The organism is endosymbiont of Lamellibrachia barhami, assembly GCF_011947365.2.
Taxonomy (GTDB): domain Bacteria; phylum Pseudomonadota; class Gammaproteobacteria; order Chromatiales; family Chromatiaceae; genus QGON01.
On record NZ_JAAVSH020000001.1, the window covers coordinates 3,868,581 to 3,886,441 of the forward strand.

Sequence of the window (17,861 nt, forward strand, 5' to 3'; positions counted from 1 at the left end):
TGCGGAATAGACGTGCTTCACACCCGGAATCTCCGACATGATCCGTTCCAGCGGAGCTATGGCCAGACCGGATACCTGTTCCGCAGCCGCACCGGGATACTGAACGAAGATATCCACCATCGGCACGGAGATCTGCGGATCCTCCTGGCGGGGCGTGATGACGAGACCGAGCAGCCCCATTAACATCATGGCCAGGAAGAACAGGGGGGAGAGAGGCGACTCAATGAAGAATCTGGCGGTTCTGCCTGCCAGACCCAGATGCGCGTCGTTGTTGGGGTCCATCGAATGGGGCTGATCGAGATTATTGTCGTTCTGACTCATGTGCGGACTCAAAGTATCTGCAACTGCAGGATCCGATGATCTTGCAAGGGTTCAGGGCAAAAACCCGGGGAGGTACGCCTCCCCTCGATTCAAATGTCTTCAAAAAATTATGCTAGACGACTGAGGAGACGCCGCCTATCTGGACGGCGAGGTCCAACCGGCACTGATACCGACACCGGGATTACGCGCTATCCGTTCGCCGGCCTTGAGACCGGACAGGACAGTAGTATAGCCGCCGGGAAGCTGCTCACCCACCCGGATCAGGCGCAATTGATGCTTGCCTTCGTCACCGAGCACATAGACACCGGGGAGGCTGCCGTTGTAACGAATTGCGCTACTGGGGATAACCGGGTTGCTGCGTGCCGGCGCATTGAAATCAGGCACCATCACCTTGGCATACATACCAGGTGCAGAGACTCCCTGGGGCAGATCGAACTTGACGGTCACGGTGTGACGTTGCGCATCAGCCATGGGAAAGATCTGCGCGACCCGCACCGGAATCTCCTGATCGCCAATATCCAGCTCCGCCCGCAGCATCATGCCTTCACTCAGACCGGGACGCAGACGGCCCGGGACATCCACAACAATCTGCAGATACTCCACATCGGCGAATTTCAATAGGGGCTGACCCGGCTGAACAGTGTCCCCCACCTCGATAAACTTTTTCATGATCATGCCGCTAAACGGCGCCACACTCTTGGCATCCCTGAGCTTGGCATCGATCGCCCGAATCTCGGACTGCACGCGGACGATTGAATTGCGCGCCGACTGAATGCGGGTCTGGGAAGAGTAGATATCGGCGCCGCGCTCAACATCGCGGTCGCGTTCACCCATCATGTCTTCCATGGGACTGGTGAACATTTGATCGAACAGGTTGGGTACGCCCATGCCGCCCATCGATGATTTGGTCTTGGGCGACCAGAGTTCGCGATTGTACTGTACACCCGCATTTCGCAGCTGAACATCGGCGTTCGCCAGCTGCGCCATCGCGGCCTGGCGCTTGGCGCGTAACTCGCTGTCATCGAGTTCCACCAGCAGATCTCTGTCCTTAAAGGCATCACCTTCGATGCCTGCGAGAAACTTGACCCGACCCGGCAGCTGCGCTGAGAGGGTCACCTCTTTGTATGGCACCACGGTGCCACCAAGAGAGACATGCGGCACGCCCTGCGACTGCTGTACAACAAAGTAGTCGCCGCCACTCAGTGGCGCCTGCGCCACTGCACTGGTCGACACCGCCATTGCAGATGCGATCCCGGCGCTCAAAATCAACGCCTTTAGTCTGTCACCCATAGTTCCGTACTATCCAAATGCTTGAAGTGAAATTGTGGAATAATAGCCTGTTGCAACTGCCATTCTCGATGCCATGAGGTAGCAGAGCGATGAAAAACCATCCAATAATCAGGCGCGCCCCATCACTGAGAAGCTCTTGATAAACGGCTTCGCCATGCGCGGATCCTTGACCATGGCGGAGTAGTCTCAACCACGAACTTCATCTTGCGCGAGGTAAATGCCAAGCCGAGCCCCATCATTCCAGGAGGCTTGGTCATCCATTTGCGCCACTGCTCATCAGAGGCACGGATATCCCAATTCATCTCCTGGCCATCGAAGGCGCCGGCAGCTGTCGCCTTGCCGTTTTCCACCACGAGCACGCCCTTGGGCTGTGCTTCGCCATCAAATCCATATCCGATCACACTATTGAAACCAATCTGTGCCAGTGCATCTGACAACTCGGGCTCGGCATTCCAGTGCCCCATGAAACTCTTCATCCACTCATCGGAAAACAGCTCGGCCATGTCGCCTCCTCAGGCATATATTCAGTTGAATTAATTGCGGGACAACCCTGCCGGAGGGAGTGTCTCGGAACCTATCAGTATCCACGAAGCAGATTACCAATGCAAATAAACAGCTCGCAAAAACGCCTGTCATATAGAAATTTCAGTAATTACCTAATTTCCTAAATATATAGTTATCAAAGACCTAGAAACAACAACCGAAGAATGTTCGATTATCGGGAAAAATTAAACTCAAAATAGGTCTGTTGCCGCCCTGTTTCACGCGCTAGTATTTACCACATAATGAATAAAAAGCGCCCGTTTGCAATTTAGGAGTCAAACTGAAGATGCACCCCGCCGGACAGATTATCGAGTCGCGTTTAGCACATCTTGAATCCCATCTCGAACAGGAAAACCCGGTTCTGCTGAAAACCGTGCAGAGCTTCCGTATGCTCGACGGGATCGCCTTCAGGCTTGGGTTGTTGGAGGGGGACAACTCCTTCGCAACTCAGATCCCCTGGTGGCCCCTTATCTCGATCCTTGGCACTTTCTCAGCGGGCAAATCGACCTTCATCAACCACTATATCCAACACAAGATGCAACGCTCCGGCAACCAGGCCGTGGACGACAAGTTCACCGTGCTCTGTTATAGCCGGGAAGAGACGGCGCACGCCCTGCCTGGCGTGGCACTGGATTCCGATCCCCGTTTTCCTTTCTATCAGATGTCCAACGAGATCGAGAAGGTTGCGACCGGCGAAGGCGTCCGCATCGACGCCTATCTGCAGTTGAAGACCTGCCCCAGCCAAAAACTGAAGGGCAAGATACTTATTGACTCCCCTGGATTCGATGCCGACGCACAACGCACCTCCACACTGCGCATCACTGACCACATCATCGATCTCTCCGACCTGGTACTGGTCTTCTTTGATGCCAGGCACCCGGAACCCGGCGCAATGCGGGACACGCTCAGCCATCTGATAGAACACACCATCAAACGTCCCGACTCGGGAAAATTTCTCTACATCCTGAACCAGATCGATACCACAGCCCGGGAGAACAACCCGGAAGATGTCATTGCAGCCTGGCAGCGTGCATTGGGTGAACGCGGTCTCACTGCGGGACGTTTCTACGCCATTTACAATCCCGATGCCGCAGTGCCCATCGAAGACGAAGCCCTGCGCCAACGTTATGAATCAAAACGGGATGAAGACCTCAAAGAGATTCATGGCCGCATGGAAGAGGTCGAGATCGAACGTGCCTATCGCATCGTAGGCGCCTTGGAAAAGACCGCGCGGGATATCGGGGAGCGAACCATCCCAATGGTTATCCGCACCCTCGAATCCTGGCGTAAACGGGTACTCTGGGGCGACGGCATTGTCATGGGCGGCCTGCTACTGCTCCTGCTGGGATTCACCATCAACGCCGGGTACTGGCAAGGCATCAGCTTCGCCCCCCCCTGGCTCGACACCACCCCCGGCAGCATCCAGCCCTGGTTGGTGATAATCGGACTGCTGCTAGTACTGACTCTGGTCCATTTCGGCATCAGATCACTGGCAGCAAAAACGCTGCTGGGCTCACTGAGAAAACAGGCTGAAAAGGCCGATTTGAAGGGTAACCCGGTTGGCAGCTTTCTGCGCAGCATCAAGCCCTGGCGCAGCATTTTCAGGCGCAACCCCGCCGGTTGGGGCCGCAAGACCCGTAAACAGCTGAAAAATGTATTGCAGGAGACAGACCTCTACGTACAGACCCTCAACGATCAGTTCACCAACCCTTCCGGCTCTGCCCAGATCACCATGGACGAGGCGTCTCCCTCCTTCGCCGATGAGCCTGCCGTCAAACAGGCTGCAGCCACTATCGAGAACACTTGAGAAGAGCGCAGGAGCGGTACACCGCCGCGAAATTGATGGCAAAATCGGGTGGGGCACCGCTCCTGCGGTGAAAGGGTTGTGCTTAACCGTGTTCGCTACTGTCAAACACCTTGCGCCGGTTGCGGCCTTCCCGTTTGCACTGGTACATGGCGCGGTCGGCTTCAGTGTAGAGCTGATCCACCAGCTCACTCACTGACCTCTCTTCCTGGCTCTCCGGACGCAGACGAGTGATACCGATACAGGCGGTAATCTCCGGATTCGCTGCCGCTTCATCTTTCAGTTCGATCCTGAGCAACCGCTCCTGAATCCGTTGCGCGATCAGTTCGGTACCCTCCACACCCGTATTGGGCAGAAGAATCACAAACTCTTCGCCGCCCAATCTGGCCACGATATCCCCGGTTCTGATCTCATCCTTGAGAACATCCGCAATCATACAGAGCACCCGATCACCAATCGCGTGCCCCCAGTTATCATTGACCCGTTTGAAGAAATCCACATCCATCAACATCAGACTGCAAGGCAGCTCATAACGCTTCGCCTGCGAGACCAGCACTTCCGCCTCGTCGAAGAAGTAGCGGCGATTCGGCAGCCCGGTCAACTCATCTACCGAAGAGAGCTGCTCATATTTCTGCTTAAGCGCCTCTGCCTCCTGCAATGCAGTACGCAGTTCATGGGTACGTTGATCCACCAGATATTCAAGGTCGTGCAGCATTCGATGATTGTGCAGCATCTGCCCCAGCGAACTACAAAACAGGCTAAGGGTGTGCTGTTGCCAAGGTTCAAAATATTCCGGCAGAGGATGTGAGGCGTTCAGAACACCCAGCACATCGTCGGCCATCTTTATCGGCACACAGATCAGTGAACCTGGCAGGTCTCCACCAAGCAAGGGGTTGGGTTTGAAACTGGCATTTTGTGCGCAGTCACGACAATATTGTAGCTGCCCTGTCTGCAAAGCAATGCCCATAATCCCTTCGCCGGGAGCAAACCGCATGAAATTTTGCCGGGTCTTTGAATCGGTTTTGCCACCCGCAACCATGCCGTGGGATTCATTGATGCTGGTACCCGCCACGCAGCGCAGCTCATTACCTTCAAGCCGGAATATGGAACAGTTCTCAAGATTCTGATATCTGACCAACTCTCCCAGCGCTTTCTCGATGACCTGTTCTTCCGTCAGGCCATCAAGTTCAAGCTGAGTGAGAGCCCTGAGCGCGGACAGAGAATCCAGCAGGCTGAAAAATCTTTCACGTAAATCCATTGATGTATGATTGAAGGACAAATCCATACGATGCCTCTATCCCGCCAACATTCTCGCGAGTGTCCGAATCTCATCCTCTTTTTCTGAAAATTCGACTTCCAGTGACTCTAGCACCTCAGCCGAGATTCCCAAACCCTGTTGTAACACCATATCCTCTTTCAACGATATTTGGTCACCACTCAACGAACCTTTGATCCAGCGCAGAGCGGCTCCGACGAGTAATATCTCACTCCGTTCCCCCGTCGATCGGAAATCATCGGGATAGATTTGGTAATTAATTACACGCACGACCAATTCAGGGAGATGCCAGCGGTCCGCCAGCCAGCTGCCCGCCTCACTGCTGGTGAGTCCGATCAGCTCCTGCTCGAGCTGTACCATCTCCCCTTCCGGTTCGAGCTGCTGCCGCTGCAGCACCTGGGAATACTCCTGCGGAAAACTGTTTACCAGTACCAAAATCCCCAGATCGACTAACAGACCACCCAAGTAGACGCCATCCGCGTCAGGCCGCTCTCCCGGCGCCATCTTCATCGCCAGTCGCCGGGCAAGCGCTGCCCCCCCCAAGGCGGAAAACCAGTACTTCTCCAGCTCGAAACCCGGACACCTGGAGGTATCGAAAGCCCCGCACATTGCAATGCTCAGCGCGAGACTTTTCACCATATTGAGTCCCAGCACACGGATGATCGCCTCCTTGACGGTATTGACCGGCTGCGGCTGGGCGAAATAGGCCGCATTCGCCAGCCCAAGGATCCGCGCTGCCAGCCCTGGATCCTGACCAATAATCCGGGAAAGTTCATCGATATCGACATCTGGATCGGACACTATGCCGAGCAGACTGCTTGCCGTACCCGACAGAGGCGGCAGGTGTTTGATCTGTATGATTTTTTGTTTTGCGGCTTGTGCAATAGCCATTTTTTCAAACCCACGATGGTTTCAGATACTCATCTGATCGGCACAAAAGTCATTTTCTTTAGGCCACAGGACAGCATAAACCCGCAATACAACTTTAAGTCTTGATAATAGATCACGGAAAACTGCACCACAAGCATAAACAGGCTTGCAGTATCGGAGGAGCTACCTTTCGTTGTATCATTGGAGGTATTACTGAAGCATCTGATGACACCGTGTTTTTCAGGAACCAGCAACTGCTCCCTCGCGCGCATCAGCCTACGCCCAGGCACCAAAACCGGAAAGAAATCATCCAAATAACATCGCATCAAAATCAGGTCATGAGTTCACAACAATCCCCTCTCAACTTACCAACCATAGACGTTCCGCCCCACCCTGAGTGGCCATCCCTTTCGGACAGTGAAAAAACAGCACTCAAGCGACGCATTATAAAATTGCTGGAACAACAGAATGCCGTCCTGGTCGCCCACTATTACACCAATGCGGACCTGCAGGCGCTGGCGGAGGAGAGTGGCGGCTGCGTAGCTGATTCACTGGAGATGGCCCGCTTCGGCGCCGCTCAGGAGGCACAAACCCTGGTCGTCTGCGGCGTGCGATTCATGGGTGAGACCGCAAAGATACTCAGCCCGGAAAAACGGGTTATCATGCCCGATCTTGGCGCAACCTGTTCATTGGATGAAGGCTGCCCTGCAGACAAGTTCAGCGATTTCTGTGACCAACACCCTGACCATACGGTGGTGGTCTATGCCAATACCAGCGCGGAAGTAAAGGCCCGCTCCGACTGGGTGGTCACCTCCGGTATCGCTCTGCCGATCGTCAAGTATCTGGCTGAGAAGGGCGAGAAGGTACTTTGGGCGCCGGACAGACATCTGGGCAACTATGTCCAAGGTGTTAGCGGTGCGGAGATGCTGTTCTGGCCCGGCTCCTGCGTGGTACATGAAGAGTTTAAATCTGTGGCTCTGGAGCGGATCAAACGACTGCACCCGGATGCTGCAGTGCTGGTGCATCCCGAGTCACCACAAAATATCGTCGACCAGGCGGATGTCATTGGCTCCACCACCGCTCTGATCAAGGCGGTCTCGGAGATGAAGAACAAGGAGTTCATCGTCGCCACCGATGGCGGCATCTTCTATAAAATGCAGCAGATGGCCCCGGACAAGGTGCTTATAGAAGCGCCCACCGCCGGTGAAGGCGCAACCTGCATCAGTTGTGCCCACTGCCCCTGGATGGGCATGAACGCGCTACAAAATCTTGCGGAGGTGCTGGAGAGCGGCGCCAATGAGATCCACATCGACCCCGCGATACAGGAACGGGCGGTGGTGCCGATCCAGCGCATGTTGGACTTCGCCAGAACACATGACATCGGCATGAAGGAAAAGGGCAACGCTTGAGAGCCCAGAGGAGATAGAGGGGTCGGAGTCAAATTTGATCGAGTGATAATGTTGTCAGTGCCGCGATACCTGTCAAATTTGACTCCGACCCCGGTACCTGGCACTCAAGACCACCGGAACCATCACTGGTTCCGGTGGCGTCTCACCGACTCAGTGTCAGAGCTTGTTCTCCGACCAGGCAATCAGCTTGGGCGCCTTAAGATCCTCCGGCAGCATCTTGAACTTCTTCACCAGTCCTGGCCAAAGCAGATTATAGTAGAGCTCAGCGCGCACGGAATCGACACCTTTTGCCGGCACCTGATAGCCCAGCACCCGTGTTTCATAGGGCTTCAGGCGCGTGTTCTTGCCAACAGCCGATGCCTTGGGTGGCGGGGCTGGATGCCCGGCGTCATCGGTCATGGTGTAGACAAAAAAGGCCTTCGGATCCTCTTTAGCAGGGTGCTTCTGGAAGTTCTTCCAGAGTACTTCACCGTCTTTGGAGAGCGCGGTCACCTTCACATAAATATTGCGAAACGGCGCGCCGGTTGGCACATTGTGTGGCTGCAGGTTCTCCAACTCCACATTTACCGCCAACTTGTCGCCCTGCTTCTCGGTCTGGACCTCGAAACGAACGGCCCGGCGCAGCATCGCAGTGTTATGTCCACCGCCCATTGAATGATCGGCAATACCATCACTCATCGGCATGTGGCAGGACTGGCAGGTCTCGCGGCTCTTGCCCTCCAGATATTCATCACCGGTCTGACAGAGTGAAACGCCCTTGGGATTATTGCGTTTGTCGTGGCAACCGAGACAGGCCTGAGAGGTCTTCATCGCAGCATTGCCTTCCAGCGGCAGGTTGATCTCCTTCATATCCTCTTCTGACATATAGGGTTTGCCACTGTTATCCCGTCCAAGATGAGGATTCAGCTCACCCTCATCCTCTGCGATAAAACGCACTTTGTCGGCCTTCGCACCCTGCTCATGCAGGAAACCGTTGGGTCCCTGAAGCGCATCGGAATGATCCCAAGCCTTGGCGCCCAATTTCATCTTGCCGTTGGCGCCCATGATTCCCTTATAGTTTTTCAGGGTGTGACAGGCAACGCAGTTGACCCCTTCGCTGTAGGCTGGCAAGGCGTCGAGTTTTGTGGTCTTGTCCAGTGCTGCGTTGGGAGAGTGACATTCCAGGCAGACCGGATATTTACCCGAGGCCTTGTGTTTGACACCCTCTTTCGTCGGATCACCCACCACCTGCCGGTAGAATGCGCCATGGATCGGATCCTTCAGTGCCGTGCTCTGCGCATGCATGGAGCCTTTCCACTGTTTGTAGATCTTTTTATGACACTCTTTGCAGGTTTCAGATTTGACCAGATGCATCGGCACCTCGTTGCCGTCCAATGTGGCGGCAACGAGTGATGTCTGAAAAAGCGCACCGCACAAAAGTCCGGCAAGGGAGATGAGTGAAATATGCATATTTTTGTTGCGGATCATGAGCCCTCCTAGTCCACAAATTTAAGTTTTTATCGAATCGCGAATCCTACGCCAATCCTTTTTCCACGCAGATGACAATTCTCAAGCCCGGGGTTGTAGATGAAAACGGGGGGAGTACACTGGCGGGATTATTAGGAGAATCAGCCATGAGCTTCGATACCTACGACGTCTATTTCGCCGGCAGGATCATCGAGGGCAAAGACCCCGCTGAGGTACGTAACAAGGTCGGCGCCCTATTCAAACTGGAAGGTGAAAAACTGGAGCGGCTCTTCTCCGGCCAGCCTGTGGCCATCAAAAAAGGCATCGACATGGATCAAGCGGTGAAATACCGCGTCGCCTTCAGGGATGCAGGTGCGCTGGTGGAGATCCGGCCGATCGAGCAGCCCAAGCAGGCAGCGCCAGCGGCGGAACCCCAAACAGCACCGCCCACCGCGCCGGATTACGACCTATCGCCTGCCAACACCGGCAGCCTGATCGACTGCGCTGTGGAAGTGAAACCTCAGGTCATTCCCGATATCAGCGCCATCCACCTGGATGCACCGGGAACGCTTATTGATGAAACTGAGCCTCCGCCACCCGCTAACATCGATACAGGGGAACTCTCCGTCAGTCAGGCACGGGAAGGAAGTCTGGAGGATTGCCAAATCCCGACCCCTGCAGCACCGTTACCGAATATCAGCCACCTCAAGATCGACGAGTCTGCAAAAAACGATCATAAGTAGTGTACGGCCAAAAACAATAATTCTCGCAAAGGCGCAAAGAACACCAAGAGCATGAAGGTAAAGGATTGATTAACCATGAATTTTCTTCGTGTTCTTCGTGCGCTTCGTAGTAAAAACAATGTTTCCAGATGGACACTAAGTAGGTTCTGGGCAGACACCACACCCGCTCAAAAGTAAAATGCTTCCAGTTGTTCGAAAGCATTGGTGGCAGGCGTGAAGCCACTGCGCTGCTTGCCACCGGATTCTCCCGATTCCAACACGGCCTCCAGGTAACCGAAGGCCCGTTCGGCATAGAATCGCAACGGCACCCGCTGATCGTCCGCACTCAGCCAGATATAGGTTTTCTGACCGACATCATCCTCAGCAGCATCATAAGAGAAGATCTGTAGCTTGAGCAGCGCACTCTCCTCCGCTTTTCCCTCAATCGGTTCCGATGTCACCACCACCCGGTAGTTTTTCAACTGCTTGCCGGTAAACACCGGCAGATCCAACACCTGCCCCGGCTGCAGATCCAAAACCCGCAACCGCTGCATCATCGAGAGATGATCAAACATTTCATCCCGGCCAATACCCTGTTGATAGGACTCCTCCAGCACTGCCGGCCAGACCTGCAAGTCTGCAAATTTTTGCAGCAGTTCCAACGGTGGCCTCTTCCCGCCGTCCGAGGCAGTGGCCTTCACTTCATATCTATGACCCACTCCCTCGTCGCGATCGAACCAGATCATCTCATTGCTGATCTCATCCGCCTGCAGGGACTCAGTTACCAGAAGTGCATTCTCTCCATTGGGTTCATACCAGCTGCGGTATTGGTAGCGCACTGGAAACAGTACCTCCGCCTTACGGTAGGGCTCCGTGGTCACCTTGAGAGTGGCCACCTTCGCAACGCGTCCGGCAATCTTCACTGTCTCTCCGGCCACACGCAAATCAGCTCTGGCAATATCCAGATGGATAAAACCGGAAAATATCCCCTGATAGGAGATTTTGTAGGTCAGATGTTCAGGTAATGATGCCCTGGCGGCTTGTATCCCCCCCCCGCAGGCCAACCCGAAAGAGAATAGATAGAGAGCAAAAAAAAGTTTAGCTCTCAAGACATATCTGTTCATAGCACACCCTTCACCCGACATTATGCGCCAACCCTACTTTCCATCATGCATAAATTGGCACGTTTCTCGCAGCTTAGGTGATAAAACCTGAATATAGACTGAATACGTCAAACTTTCGACGCAACAGGAGCTGAAACATGGTCAACCCCATCAATGGCGACAAACCGATTACCCTCACAACCGAGCCTTCACTACATTCAAACCGTACTGCAACCAAGGGCCGGGGGGAAGCGGAAGAGGCACCTGCAAGAACCCATGATACAGAGACAACGGCGACCAATGTACAGATTGATGGGGCACGCCAACTTTTTGAGCTGGAACAGAGCCGGCCGGATGGCGCACTTGAAACACCTGAGCAGGCACGTTCACTGTTGGATCAGGTGCTGGAACGTCTGGGCACGACACCGCAAGCGGTGATGCAGGCACAGACAGGCAATGCATCAGCAACCCTGGCAAACCTCCTGTCAGCCCCCCAATAACTGGTCTGTTCTATCCTCTTCGAGATCACCCTTCAGACGGGTGATCTCGACCGCCGGGCCAATTACCACAAGCATATCCCCGGCATCCAGTTTATGGTCGACGCCACTGGTGCTGAAGATAAGGCTGTCGCTCATCTCGACATCCACCACACCCATCAGAACCACGTTATAGCGCCCGCCCAAATCCAGGGCACTGAGAGGATTGCCAGAGAGACAGGAGTCCAATGGTATCTCGATCTCGGCAATGTCGAGGTGTTTGCCGAAGACTGTGTGTTCGAGCATATCGACGATCATCGGCCGGGCGATCAGTTCATGAACCCTTCGCCCGCTGATCTCGTAGGGATCTATGACCTTGCTGGCACCGGCCGCAAACAACTTCTGCCCGGACTGGGGAGACTCTGAGACACAGATGATCTTCAGATCGGGATCGAGGGCGCGGGCCGACAGGGTGAGAAAGACGTTTTTCGCCTCTTCGGGAAACAGGCAGAAGACGACCTTGACCCACTCCCCGATACCGACCTGGCGGAGCTTGTCATCGTCGGTGTAATCGAGCACCGCCGCATCCAAGCCCTTGGCCAACATCTCTGCCACCCGGTCCAGGTCGCTGCTGTACAGATAGACCGGCAGTTTCCGGCCGATCAACTGCTCGGCAACCTCCTGTCCCATGGGACCACAACCGAAGATCAGGGTGTCACTGCGTCCCATCAGGGTGTCACTTCGTCCCATCAGAGTGTCCCCCGTTCCAGACAGTCACGAAAATGGACCACGCTATATTCGTGGCCAAACATCACCACCAGATCCCCAGCCTGCAACTCAAAATCCGGGGCTGGATTGAAATGGAAACAGCGGCCCTCGATCTCATAGGCGCCGGATGAACCATCGGCCGGACAACCGCCCTCCCTTACCACGCCAAAGGGGATCAGCTTACGTTGACGAAAGCCGATATCAGCCATGCACCGCCCATCCAATACGGAACCGCTACGCACCCGTACCGCTTCAATTCCAACATCGTTCTGTCCGGTCAGCATGCCGTAAATCGCCTCAAAGGCGACCGGCTGCCCCACATACTCCGCTGCAATCAATCCTACGATCTCATAGGGGGCAACCGTATGATCGGCCCCAGCCAAACGCAGTTTGGCCACATTCTCCCGGTGGTTGGCGCGGGAGATAATTTCAATCTCCGGATTCATCTGGCGGGCTGATAGGGTGATATAGACATTCACCACATCGTCACCAGTGAGGCAGAGCAATCTTTTCGCTTGGGTTGCAATACCCAGACTCTCCAGCAGGGCACTGTCCGCCGCGTCGCCCTGAACCGCCAGATACCCCTTCTGTTTGGCCAAGCGGACGTTGCTCTCCTGTGGGTCAACCAGCACGAACTGCCGTTGGTCGAGCGCAAGCTGATCAGCCACCACCTGCCCCACGCGACCGTAACCACAGATGATGAGATCGATATGTTTGCGCTCCACCTCGGAAAAAACCCGTTGCGCACGGATCTCGTGCATCTTCTCGCCAAAGGCGGAGACAATGATGGAGGTAAAAAACGAGATCACCCCCAGTCCGGCAATGATGAGGATAATCGTCACCACCCGACCTTCAGTGGTATGCGGCGTGATATCACCGTAACCCACAGTGGACATGGTCACCAATGCCCAGTAGATACTCTCAAAAAAGCTGCCGACACCTTTTCCGTCTACAACATCCGTCTCAAAAAAGAAGAGTGCAGTGGCGGCCGTAAAGGTGATGAAGGCCATGAAGATGAACAGGGTGAAAAGCTCGATCCGCTTCTCATTCAGTACTTTGACGAATTCGCTGATACTGCGGGTATAGCGGAACAGCTTAAATAGCCGGAAGAGTAAAAAGATGCGCAAAAAACGCAGGGGACGGTAGGTCGGGATGATAGCCAGCAGGTCGATGATCGCCAGGGGCTGCGTCATATATTCCCACTTTTTGGCCACCACTTCGCGCAGCGCCGGCCACGCATGGAAGGGTTGATTGATAAACTCAGCCCGTTCATAGTGGCTGAGAATCACCTTATGGCTGTCATTATAGATCCAGAAGCGAAGCAAATATTCAATGATGAAGATGGTGACCGCAACCCACTCGAAGAGATCATCAAACAGCCCCATATCATGACGCACATCGTAGATCAGCACCCAGACGCTGGTCACCACCAGCAGGATCATAAAGACATCGAAATAGGGACGGATCCGCGCCTTGGGATTCTCCAGCAGATCATAGAAAAAATTCTTGGCGCGCCGGTAGCGAACCGAGTCTTTCAACTTGTAACTGGTTTGGATCAGCCGGTGTATGTTGTCCATCTTATGCCGGTAGGGAGAAATGGATATCGGATAACAGCGACATGATAACGCTTATCGGCAGAACCAGGCAGTTCTACACTATTCGACCCTGGATTCAGCGCCTGTCTCAATCCGTTCAACCGCAGCCACATTCACAGTGCGGCCATCCAGCGTTACGAATTCTCTGGCTTCCACATCACCCCTGCGGGCCTCGTAACTGACCGTATCCCCGGTCTGGGAATTGATGACACGGACGGTGACAACCCGATACTCATCCCGCCACTGCAGATAGAGAAAGACTCCACTCGCCAATATCATGAATACAATCAGGCCATAGGCTGCCAGCCGTGGCGTACGATTCGATACCCTGTGCTGCGGCGCTGCGACCCGTTTGGGCTGTTCGGTTGCCGCCACTTCAGCACGCCGCGAGCGCTGCCGTATCACCAGCCAACCGATGCCGATCACAGCAAGGGTAAAGAGAATTTTTGTAATCATGGGGGCGAAACAGTATCACGCCCACCATTCATCTGGCTATTAACGCTATTAACAGGTTGCAGGATCATCAGTTATCGATTTAACATCGTCATATGCAACGATTCCTCCTTATCGCCATCTCAGCTTACGCGCTTTTGCTCATCGCCTGCAGCGCACCGGAACCCCCAACCGTCAATCTCTACCGTGCGGTGCACGTAGGCGATATCGACCAGATAGAGCGAAACCTCTACTGGGACGCTGATGTGAATGCACCAGGCCCGGATGGCCGCTCCGCCCTCCACGTGGCGGCAGAGAAGGGCCGACAGGTGGTGATCAAGATACTGCTGAAGAACGGCGCTGCCATTGATCAGTTGGATGCCACAGGACAGACGCCCCTGGGGACGGCATTACTGGCAAGACGCACCTTGGCGGCCGCCTACCTGGCAAAACAGGGTGCCCGTCTCGATGCCAATAATTTATTGTTGAAGACAGCCGCTACCGGCAGCCTGGACCGCGATGTACTCGATTTTCTCATCAAACAGGGCGCTGACATCAATACGCTGGATGACAAAGGCAACAATGCACTGCATATTGCTGCCTCGAAAAACCGGCGCATTGCCGCCAAACACCTTATCACCGGGGGCATAGATCTGAGCGCGGTCAACGCTGACGGCCAAACGCCGCTCGGAATTGCCCAACAGACCGGCGCGAAGGATATCGCCGATATGCTGAATAAATTTGGTGTTGTCGCCACTCCATAGATTAAAGGCTTTAGGGAGATAGCTCACGCCACATGAAATATCCCGGCAAGCCATGTATATTCCGCCAACCACACATAACCGATTCGAAGTGAAACAGCTATGGCATCGACTCCCGAAGAACTCACCGTCAACTACACTGAAGACGGTGTCGACATCGTCAAGGAACTGGATAAGGTGATACTCACCAAAGGCGCCTGGACCACCATCATCTTCCGTTTCCAGGAGTGGAACCGGGGCAAAGAGGAGTATGGCCAGGAAAAATACACCATCCGCCGCTTCCAGAAGCGCAATGGCGAGTATCAGGCGAAATCCAAGTTCAACATCTCCAGCAAGGATCAGGCGAAGGCGGTGATCGCAGCCCTGCAGGGGTGGATCGGAGACGACTGAGGAACCGCCTCCAGAAATCTCGAAATAAATGCAGAGCCCGCGGAGAAACTAAGGGGCAGGGCGTTATCACCTGCTCCGGTTTATTCGGAGTAACCGCAAACTCGATATATTCGGTGAGCGTTTCCGAGTTTCACCAGACCTCCAGTACGAATACGTAGTGACTACCATCGATGTTAAAGAGCAAAAACTCAAACTCATCCATGATCAACTTCAAGTGGGTGAATTTGATTACAAATCACGTTGAACAAACACCTGGATGGGTTCTCTTATTTTTTGGACCTGATGGTAGTTGATAAGTTTTTCTACAATAGCGCCTGAGAGTTTATGCCCGGAGGTAAAGAGCAGCCGTCCATTTTCAGTTTCCACATTTGAGACCAGTACCTGACCCGCTTGCAACTCGCTGACATCTACGTCAATGTGGGGCAACTCATCTTCTCCAGTGATGAGGTACTTGGCCGCTGCCTGTAATACTTGCGGGTCATAAGTGTCACTGGTTTCCTGCATCTGTTCCAAGGCCAGGTCAGCTGACAGCCCATCTCTCTCTTCCAGGTCCTTCAGGCTGTGTAGCACCTTCAGAATGCGAGCCTCTATAGGGATATCCTCCCCGGAGACGGCATCGAAGGGCACGCCAGAACCATCAAAATTCTTGTCCTGATAGAGGATGATTTTCGCCACTCTCTCGAGACGTGGAATATTGGCAAGTAGCTTATGACCCGTTTCCGGCAGATGGTCGATGATTTGCTGTTCCGCCTCAGACACCTGCTCACCCGAGCGTGTCTTTGCCAGTGTCTCGGGTGGCAGCGTGATGTAGGCGATATGGGATAGCATGGCGGCTGTCTCCAACTCCCATGTGTTGAAGACCTGCATTGCATGCGCCACCCCAATGGCTGTCTCCCGCAAAGTGACGGTGCGATCCGATATGCTTGGCACTGCGATTGACAATATCTCAAGCAACAGCTTGATGGATCCGTTCAGGGTGCCTTCCAGAACCTCCCGCTCCGCATGAATCAGGTGGTATTGTTTCTGCGCTGCCTCAAGAGTGCTAACCAGCAGTTCGTACGGGCAGGGTTTGTTCATGAAACGGAAAACATTGCCCTTATTGACAGCATCAATGGCGGTCTGCTGGTCAGCGTTGCCGGTGAGCATGAGGCGAATACTGTCCGGCGCTATCTCCTGCACCTTCTCAAGGAAGGCAATGCCATCCATTTCAGGCATCCGCATATCGGCGACGATGACAGAGAATGGCCCCTCCTTCTGAATAATCTCCAAACCTTCCCGCCCACTGAGTGCTGTCGTAAGCTGAAACCGGTTACGCAACTGTCGCTGGTATGCGTTCAGGATATTGGGCTCGTCATCGACAAACAGGATTTTATACCCAAAGGGCATAAGTTTCGTTTGAGCGGAAATACCACTCAACTCAGCTTTATCACTCATGCTTCATTCTCCTCGGGTTGCAGCTTCTCCCAGGTGTTCAGTCGATCCAACACCCCGACCCGGGCCAGAAACTCACGGTCCACCTCCTTGGCCTCCTTGGGAAACATGCCCCCCGACAGTCCGGTTTGGTGAATCAATACGTCGGCAACATGTACCGCACTCAGCGGACAAAAACAGTTGTAGCTGGAAAGTCCCGGCTGGTGATGAAAGGCGACCGCCTCCACTACGGAGTCGGGCAACGCCCAGAGTCCTAAGAGATATGCCCCTACTGCACCATGGGTCGTACCGAAAACCTCCCGTTCCGTCAGACATAGAGCCATATCCTGGTCTTTCACCTGCACCCTGACCTTTACATAATCTTCAGAAAAATTCTGTTCCAGGATCAGCATGCCGATATCGTGCAATATCCCAGCCAGGAAACAGTCGTCAGCCACCTCCTTGTCCACCCCTTCAGCCTGCGCGATGCGCTGGGCCAGCCTGGCCACCGCCAGACTATGATCCAGTAGCGACTCGATTGAGAAAGCCGGATCCTTGACTCGTTTTTGGTTGAACTGGGAAAAGATACCGATCGAAAGCACGAGCGCTTTGAGAACATCAAGACCGAGCAATGTGGCTGCCTCTTTGCTGTCAGAGATATGTCGGCCAAGACCGAAGAAGGCGGAGTTTACCAGTTGCAGGATCTTTGCCGTCATGGCCGGATCCTTGCCGATAATCTCCCCTATTTCGTAAAGTGAAGTCTCCGGGGAGCGCAGCTTGGTCATGATCTCCTGGTATATCTTGGGGATGCTGGGCAGACTCGTCATCCCGGTTACCAAGAAGTGAAGCTGCCCGTTACCCAGAAAGCGCTTGAGGGCAAAAGCGCGGTTCAACGTCTCTTTCAGGGTATCGACGTCACAGGGTTTCGTCAGGAATTGATGGGCAGTACCGGCGGACTGCATGATCAACTCCTCATCGGAATGACCGGAAAGAATGATGCGAACCAACTCTGGACGATCTGCTGCCAGTACACCCAGGAGTTCTGCTCCATTTATTCCCGGCATCCGCATGTCTGTGACTATGGCATCGAAGTTTTTTTCATTGACCATCTTCAATGCCTCCGTGCCACTATCCACAAACACCATCTCCCACTCCTTGCGCTGCCCGCGAAGCGACCGTTGCAAACCTTGTAGAACACTCCGTTCGTCATCCACAAACAAAATAGACTTTTTCATGGTTCCTCCC

At 54.1% G+C, this 17,861-nt stretch carries 17 protein-coding genes and 2 pseudogenes; 7 read left to right on the forward strand and 12 right to left on the reverse strand.

Going from position 1 to position 17,861, the window contains the following annotated elements:
* From G9Q73_RS17700 to G9Q73_RS17710, 3 genes and pseudogenes are all read right to left on the reverse strand, one after another.
* Positions 1-282, reverse strand: a 282-nt coding sequence (locus G9Q73_RS17700) for an efflux RND transporter permease subunit (protein WP_439654719.1), incomplete at its 3' end; no start/stop codon positions are given.
* Between the two features lie 174 nt (positions 283-456).
* Positions 457-1,560, reverse strand: coding sequence for an efflux RND transporter periplasmic adaptor subunit (locus G9Q73_RS17705; protein ID WP_246345812.1), 1,104 nt, complete (start codon positions 1,558-1,560; stop codon positions 457-459).
* A 159-nt stretch (positions 1,561-1,719) separates the two neighbouring features.
* Positions 1,720-2,114 (reverse strand): annotated as a pseudogene (locus G9Q73_RS17710) (SCP-2 sterol transfer family protein).
* 326 nt (positions 2,115-2,440) lie between these two features.
* Here G9Q73_RS17710 and G9Q73_RS17715 point away from each other — a divergent pair.
* A complete protein-coding gene (locus G9Q73_RS17715) occupies positions 2,441-3,961 on the forward strand; it encodes a dynamin family protein (RefSeq protein ID WP_177420958.1) in 1,521 nt (506 codons plus the stop codon).
* Positions 3,962-4,043: 82 nt separating this feature from the next.
* Here G9Q73_RS17715 and G9Q73_RS17720 read toward each other — a convergent pair whose 3' ends face one another.
* Positions 4,044-5,216, reverse strand: a complete 1,173-nt coding sequence (locus G9Q73_RS17720; protein ID WP_177420959.1) for a sensor domain-containing diguanylate cyclase — start codon at positions 5,214-5,216, stop codon at positions 4,044-4,046.
* Between the two features lie 36 nt (positions 5,217-5,252).
* Positions 5,253-6,125, reverse strand: a complete 873-nt coding sequence (locus G9Q73_RS17725) for an HDOD domain-containing protein (RefSeq protein ID WP_177420960.1) — start codon at positions 6,123-6,125, stop codon at positions 5,253-5,255.
* 317 nt (positions 6,126-6,442) lie between these two features.
* Between G9Q73_RS17725 and nadA the strand changes: the two genes are divergently transcribed.
* Entirely contained in the window at positions 6,443-7,513 is a 1,071-nt protein-coding gene (gene nadA, locus G9Q73_RS17730) for a quinolinate synthase NadA (protein ID WP_177420961.1), read from the forward strand.
* Between the two features lie 156 nt (positions 7,514-7,669).
* Here nadA and G9Q73_RS17735 read toward each other — a convergent pair whose 3' ends face one another.
* Positions 7,670-8,980: a cytochrome c family protein gene (locus G9Q73_RS17735; protein ID WP_177420962.1), complete on the reverse strand. Its 1,311-nt coding sequence runs from the start codon at positions 8,978-8,980 to the stop codon at positions 7,670-7,672.
* 146 nt (positions 8,981-9,126) lie between these two features.
* On the opposite strand from G9Q73_RS17735, the gene G9Q73_RS17740 reads away from it, so the two are divergent.
* A complete protein-coding gene (locus G9Q73_RS17740; RefSeq protein WP_177420963.1) occupies positions 9,127-9,702 on the forward strand; it encodes a hypothetical protein in 576 nt (191 codons plus the stop codon).
* Between the two features lie 167 nt (positions 9,703-9,869).
* Here the strand turns inward: G9Q73_RS17740 and G9Q73_RS17745 are convergent, their stop codons facing one another.
* Entirely contained in the window at positions 9,870-10,805 is a 936-nt protein-coding gene (locus G9Q73_RS17745) for a DUF3108 domain-containing protein (protein ID WP_177420964.1), read from the reverse strand.
* Between the two features lie 137 nt (positions 10,806-10,942).
* Here G9Q73_RS17745 and G9Q73_RS17750 point away from each other — a divergent pair, with 137 nt between their 5' ends.
* Positions 10,943-11,284, forward strand: a complete 342-nt coding sequence (locus G9Q73_RS17750) for a hypothetical protein (protein ID WP_177420965.1) — start codon at positions 10,943-10,945, stop codon at positions 11,282-11,284.
* Here G9Q73_RS17750 and G9Q73_RS17755 read toward each other — a convergent pair.
* The 3 genes from G9Q73_RS17755 to G9Q73_RS17765 form a co-directional block, all read right to left on the reverse strand.
* Entirely contained in the window at positions 11,270-12,010 is a 741-nt protein-coding gene (locus tag G9Q73_RS17755; protein ID WP_246345375.1) for a potassium channel family protein, read from the reverse strand. The genes G9Q73_RS17750 and G9Q73_RS17755 overlap by 15 nt on opposite strands.
* Positions 12,010-13,605 (reverse strand): potassium channel family protein, encoded by a 1,596-nt coding sequence (locus tag G9Q73_RS17760; RefSeq protein WP_177420966.1) that lies wholly within the window; start codon positions 13,603-13,605, stop codon positions 12,010-12,012. The genes G9Q73_RS17755 and G9Q73_RS17760 overlap by 1 nt, the downstream gene beginning before the upstream one ends.
* Before the next feature lie 78 nt (positions 13,606-13,683).
* Entirely contained in the window at positions 13,684-14,079 is a 396-nt protein-coding gene (locus tag G9Q73_RS17765) for an antitermination protein NusG (protein WP_177420967.1), read from the reverse strand.
* Positions 14,080-14,171: 92 nt separating this feature from the next.
* Here G9Q73_RS17765 and G9Q73_RS17770 point away from each other — a divergent pair, with 92 nt between their 5' ends.
* The 3 genes and pseudogenes from G9Q73_RS17770 to G9Q73_RS19860 form a co-directional block, all read left to right on the forward strand.
* Positions 14,172-14,819: an ankyrin repeat domain-containing protein gene (locus tag G9Q73_RS17770; protein WP_177420968.1), complete on the forward strand. Its 648-nt coding sequence runs from the start codon at positions 14,172-14,174 to the stop codon at positions 14,817-14,819.
* Between the two features lie 99 nt (positions 14,820-14,918).
* Positions 14,919-15,206: a hypothetical protein gene (locus G9Q73_RS17775; RefSeq protein ID WP_177420969.1), complete on the forward strand. Its 288-nt coding sequence runs from the start codon at positions 14,919-14,921 to the stop codon at positions 15,204-15,206.
* A 58-nt stretch (positions 15,207-15,264) separates the two neighbouring features.
* Positions 15,265-15,450 (forward strand): annotated as a pseudogene (locus G9Q73_RS19860) (IS481-like element ISGme9 family transposase); the annotation flags it as partial.
* On the opposite strand, the gene G9Q73_RS17780 reads toward G9Q73_RS19860, so the two are convergent.
* Complete coding sequence (locus G9Q73_RS17780; protein WP_177420970.1) at positions 15,435-16,640, reverse strand: HD domain-containing phosphohydrolase; 1,206 nt, start codon at positions 16,638-16,640, stop codon at positions 15,435-15,437. The pseudogene G9Q73_RS19860 and the gene G9Q73_RS17780 sit on opposite strands and share 16 nt — an antisense overlap.
* A complete protein-coding gene (locus G9Q73_RS17785) occupies positions 16,637-17,851 on the reverse strand; it encodes a response regulator (protein ID WP_177420971.1) in 1,215 nt (404 codons plus the stop codon). Before G9Q73_RS17785 ends, G9Q73_RS17780 begins: the two co-directional genes overlap by 4 nt.
* Positions 17,852-17,861: the final 10 nt, after the last annotated feature.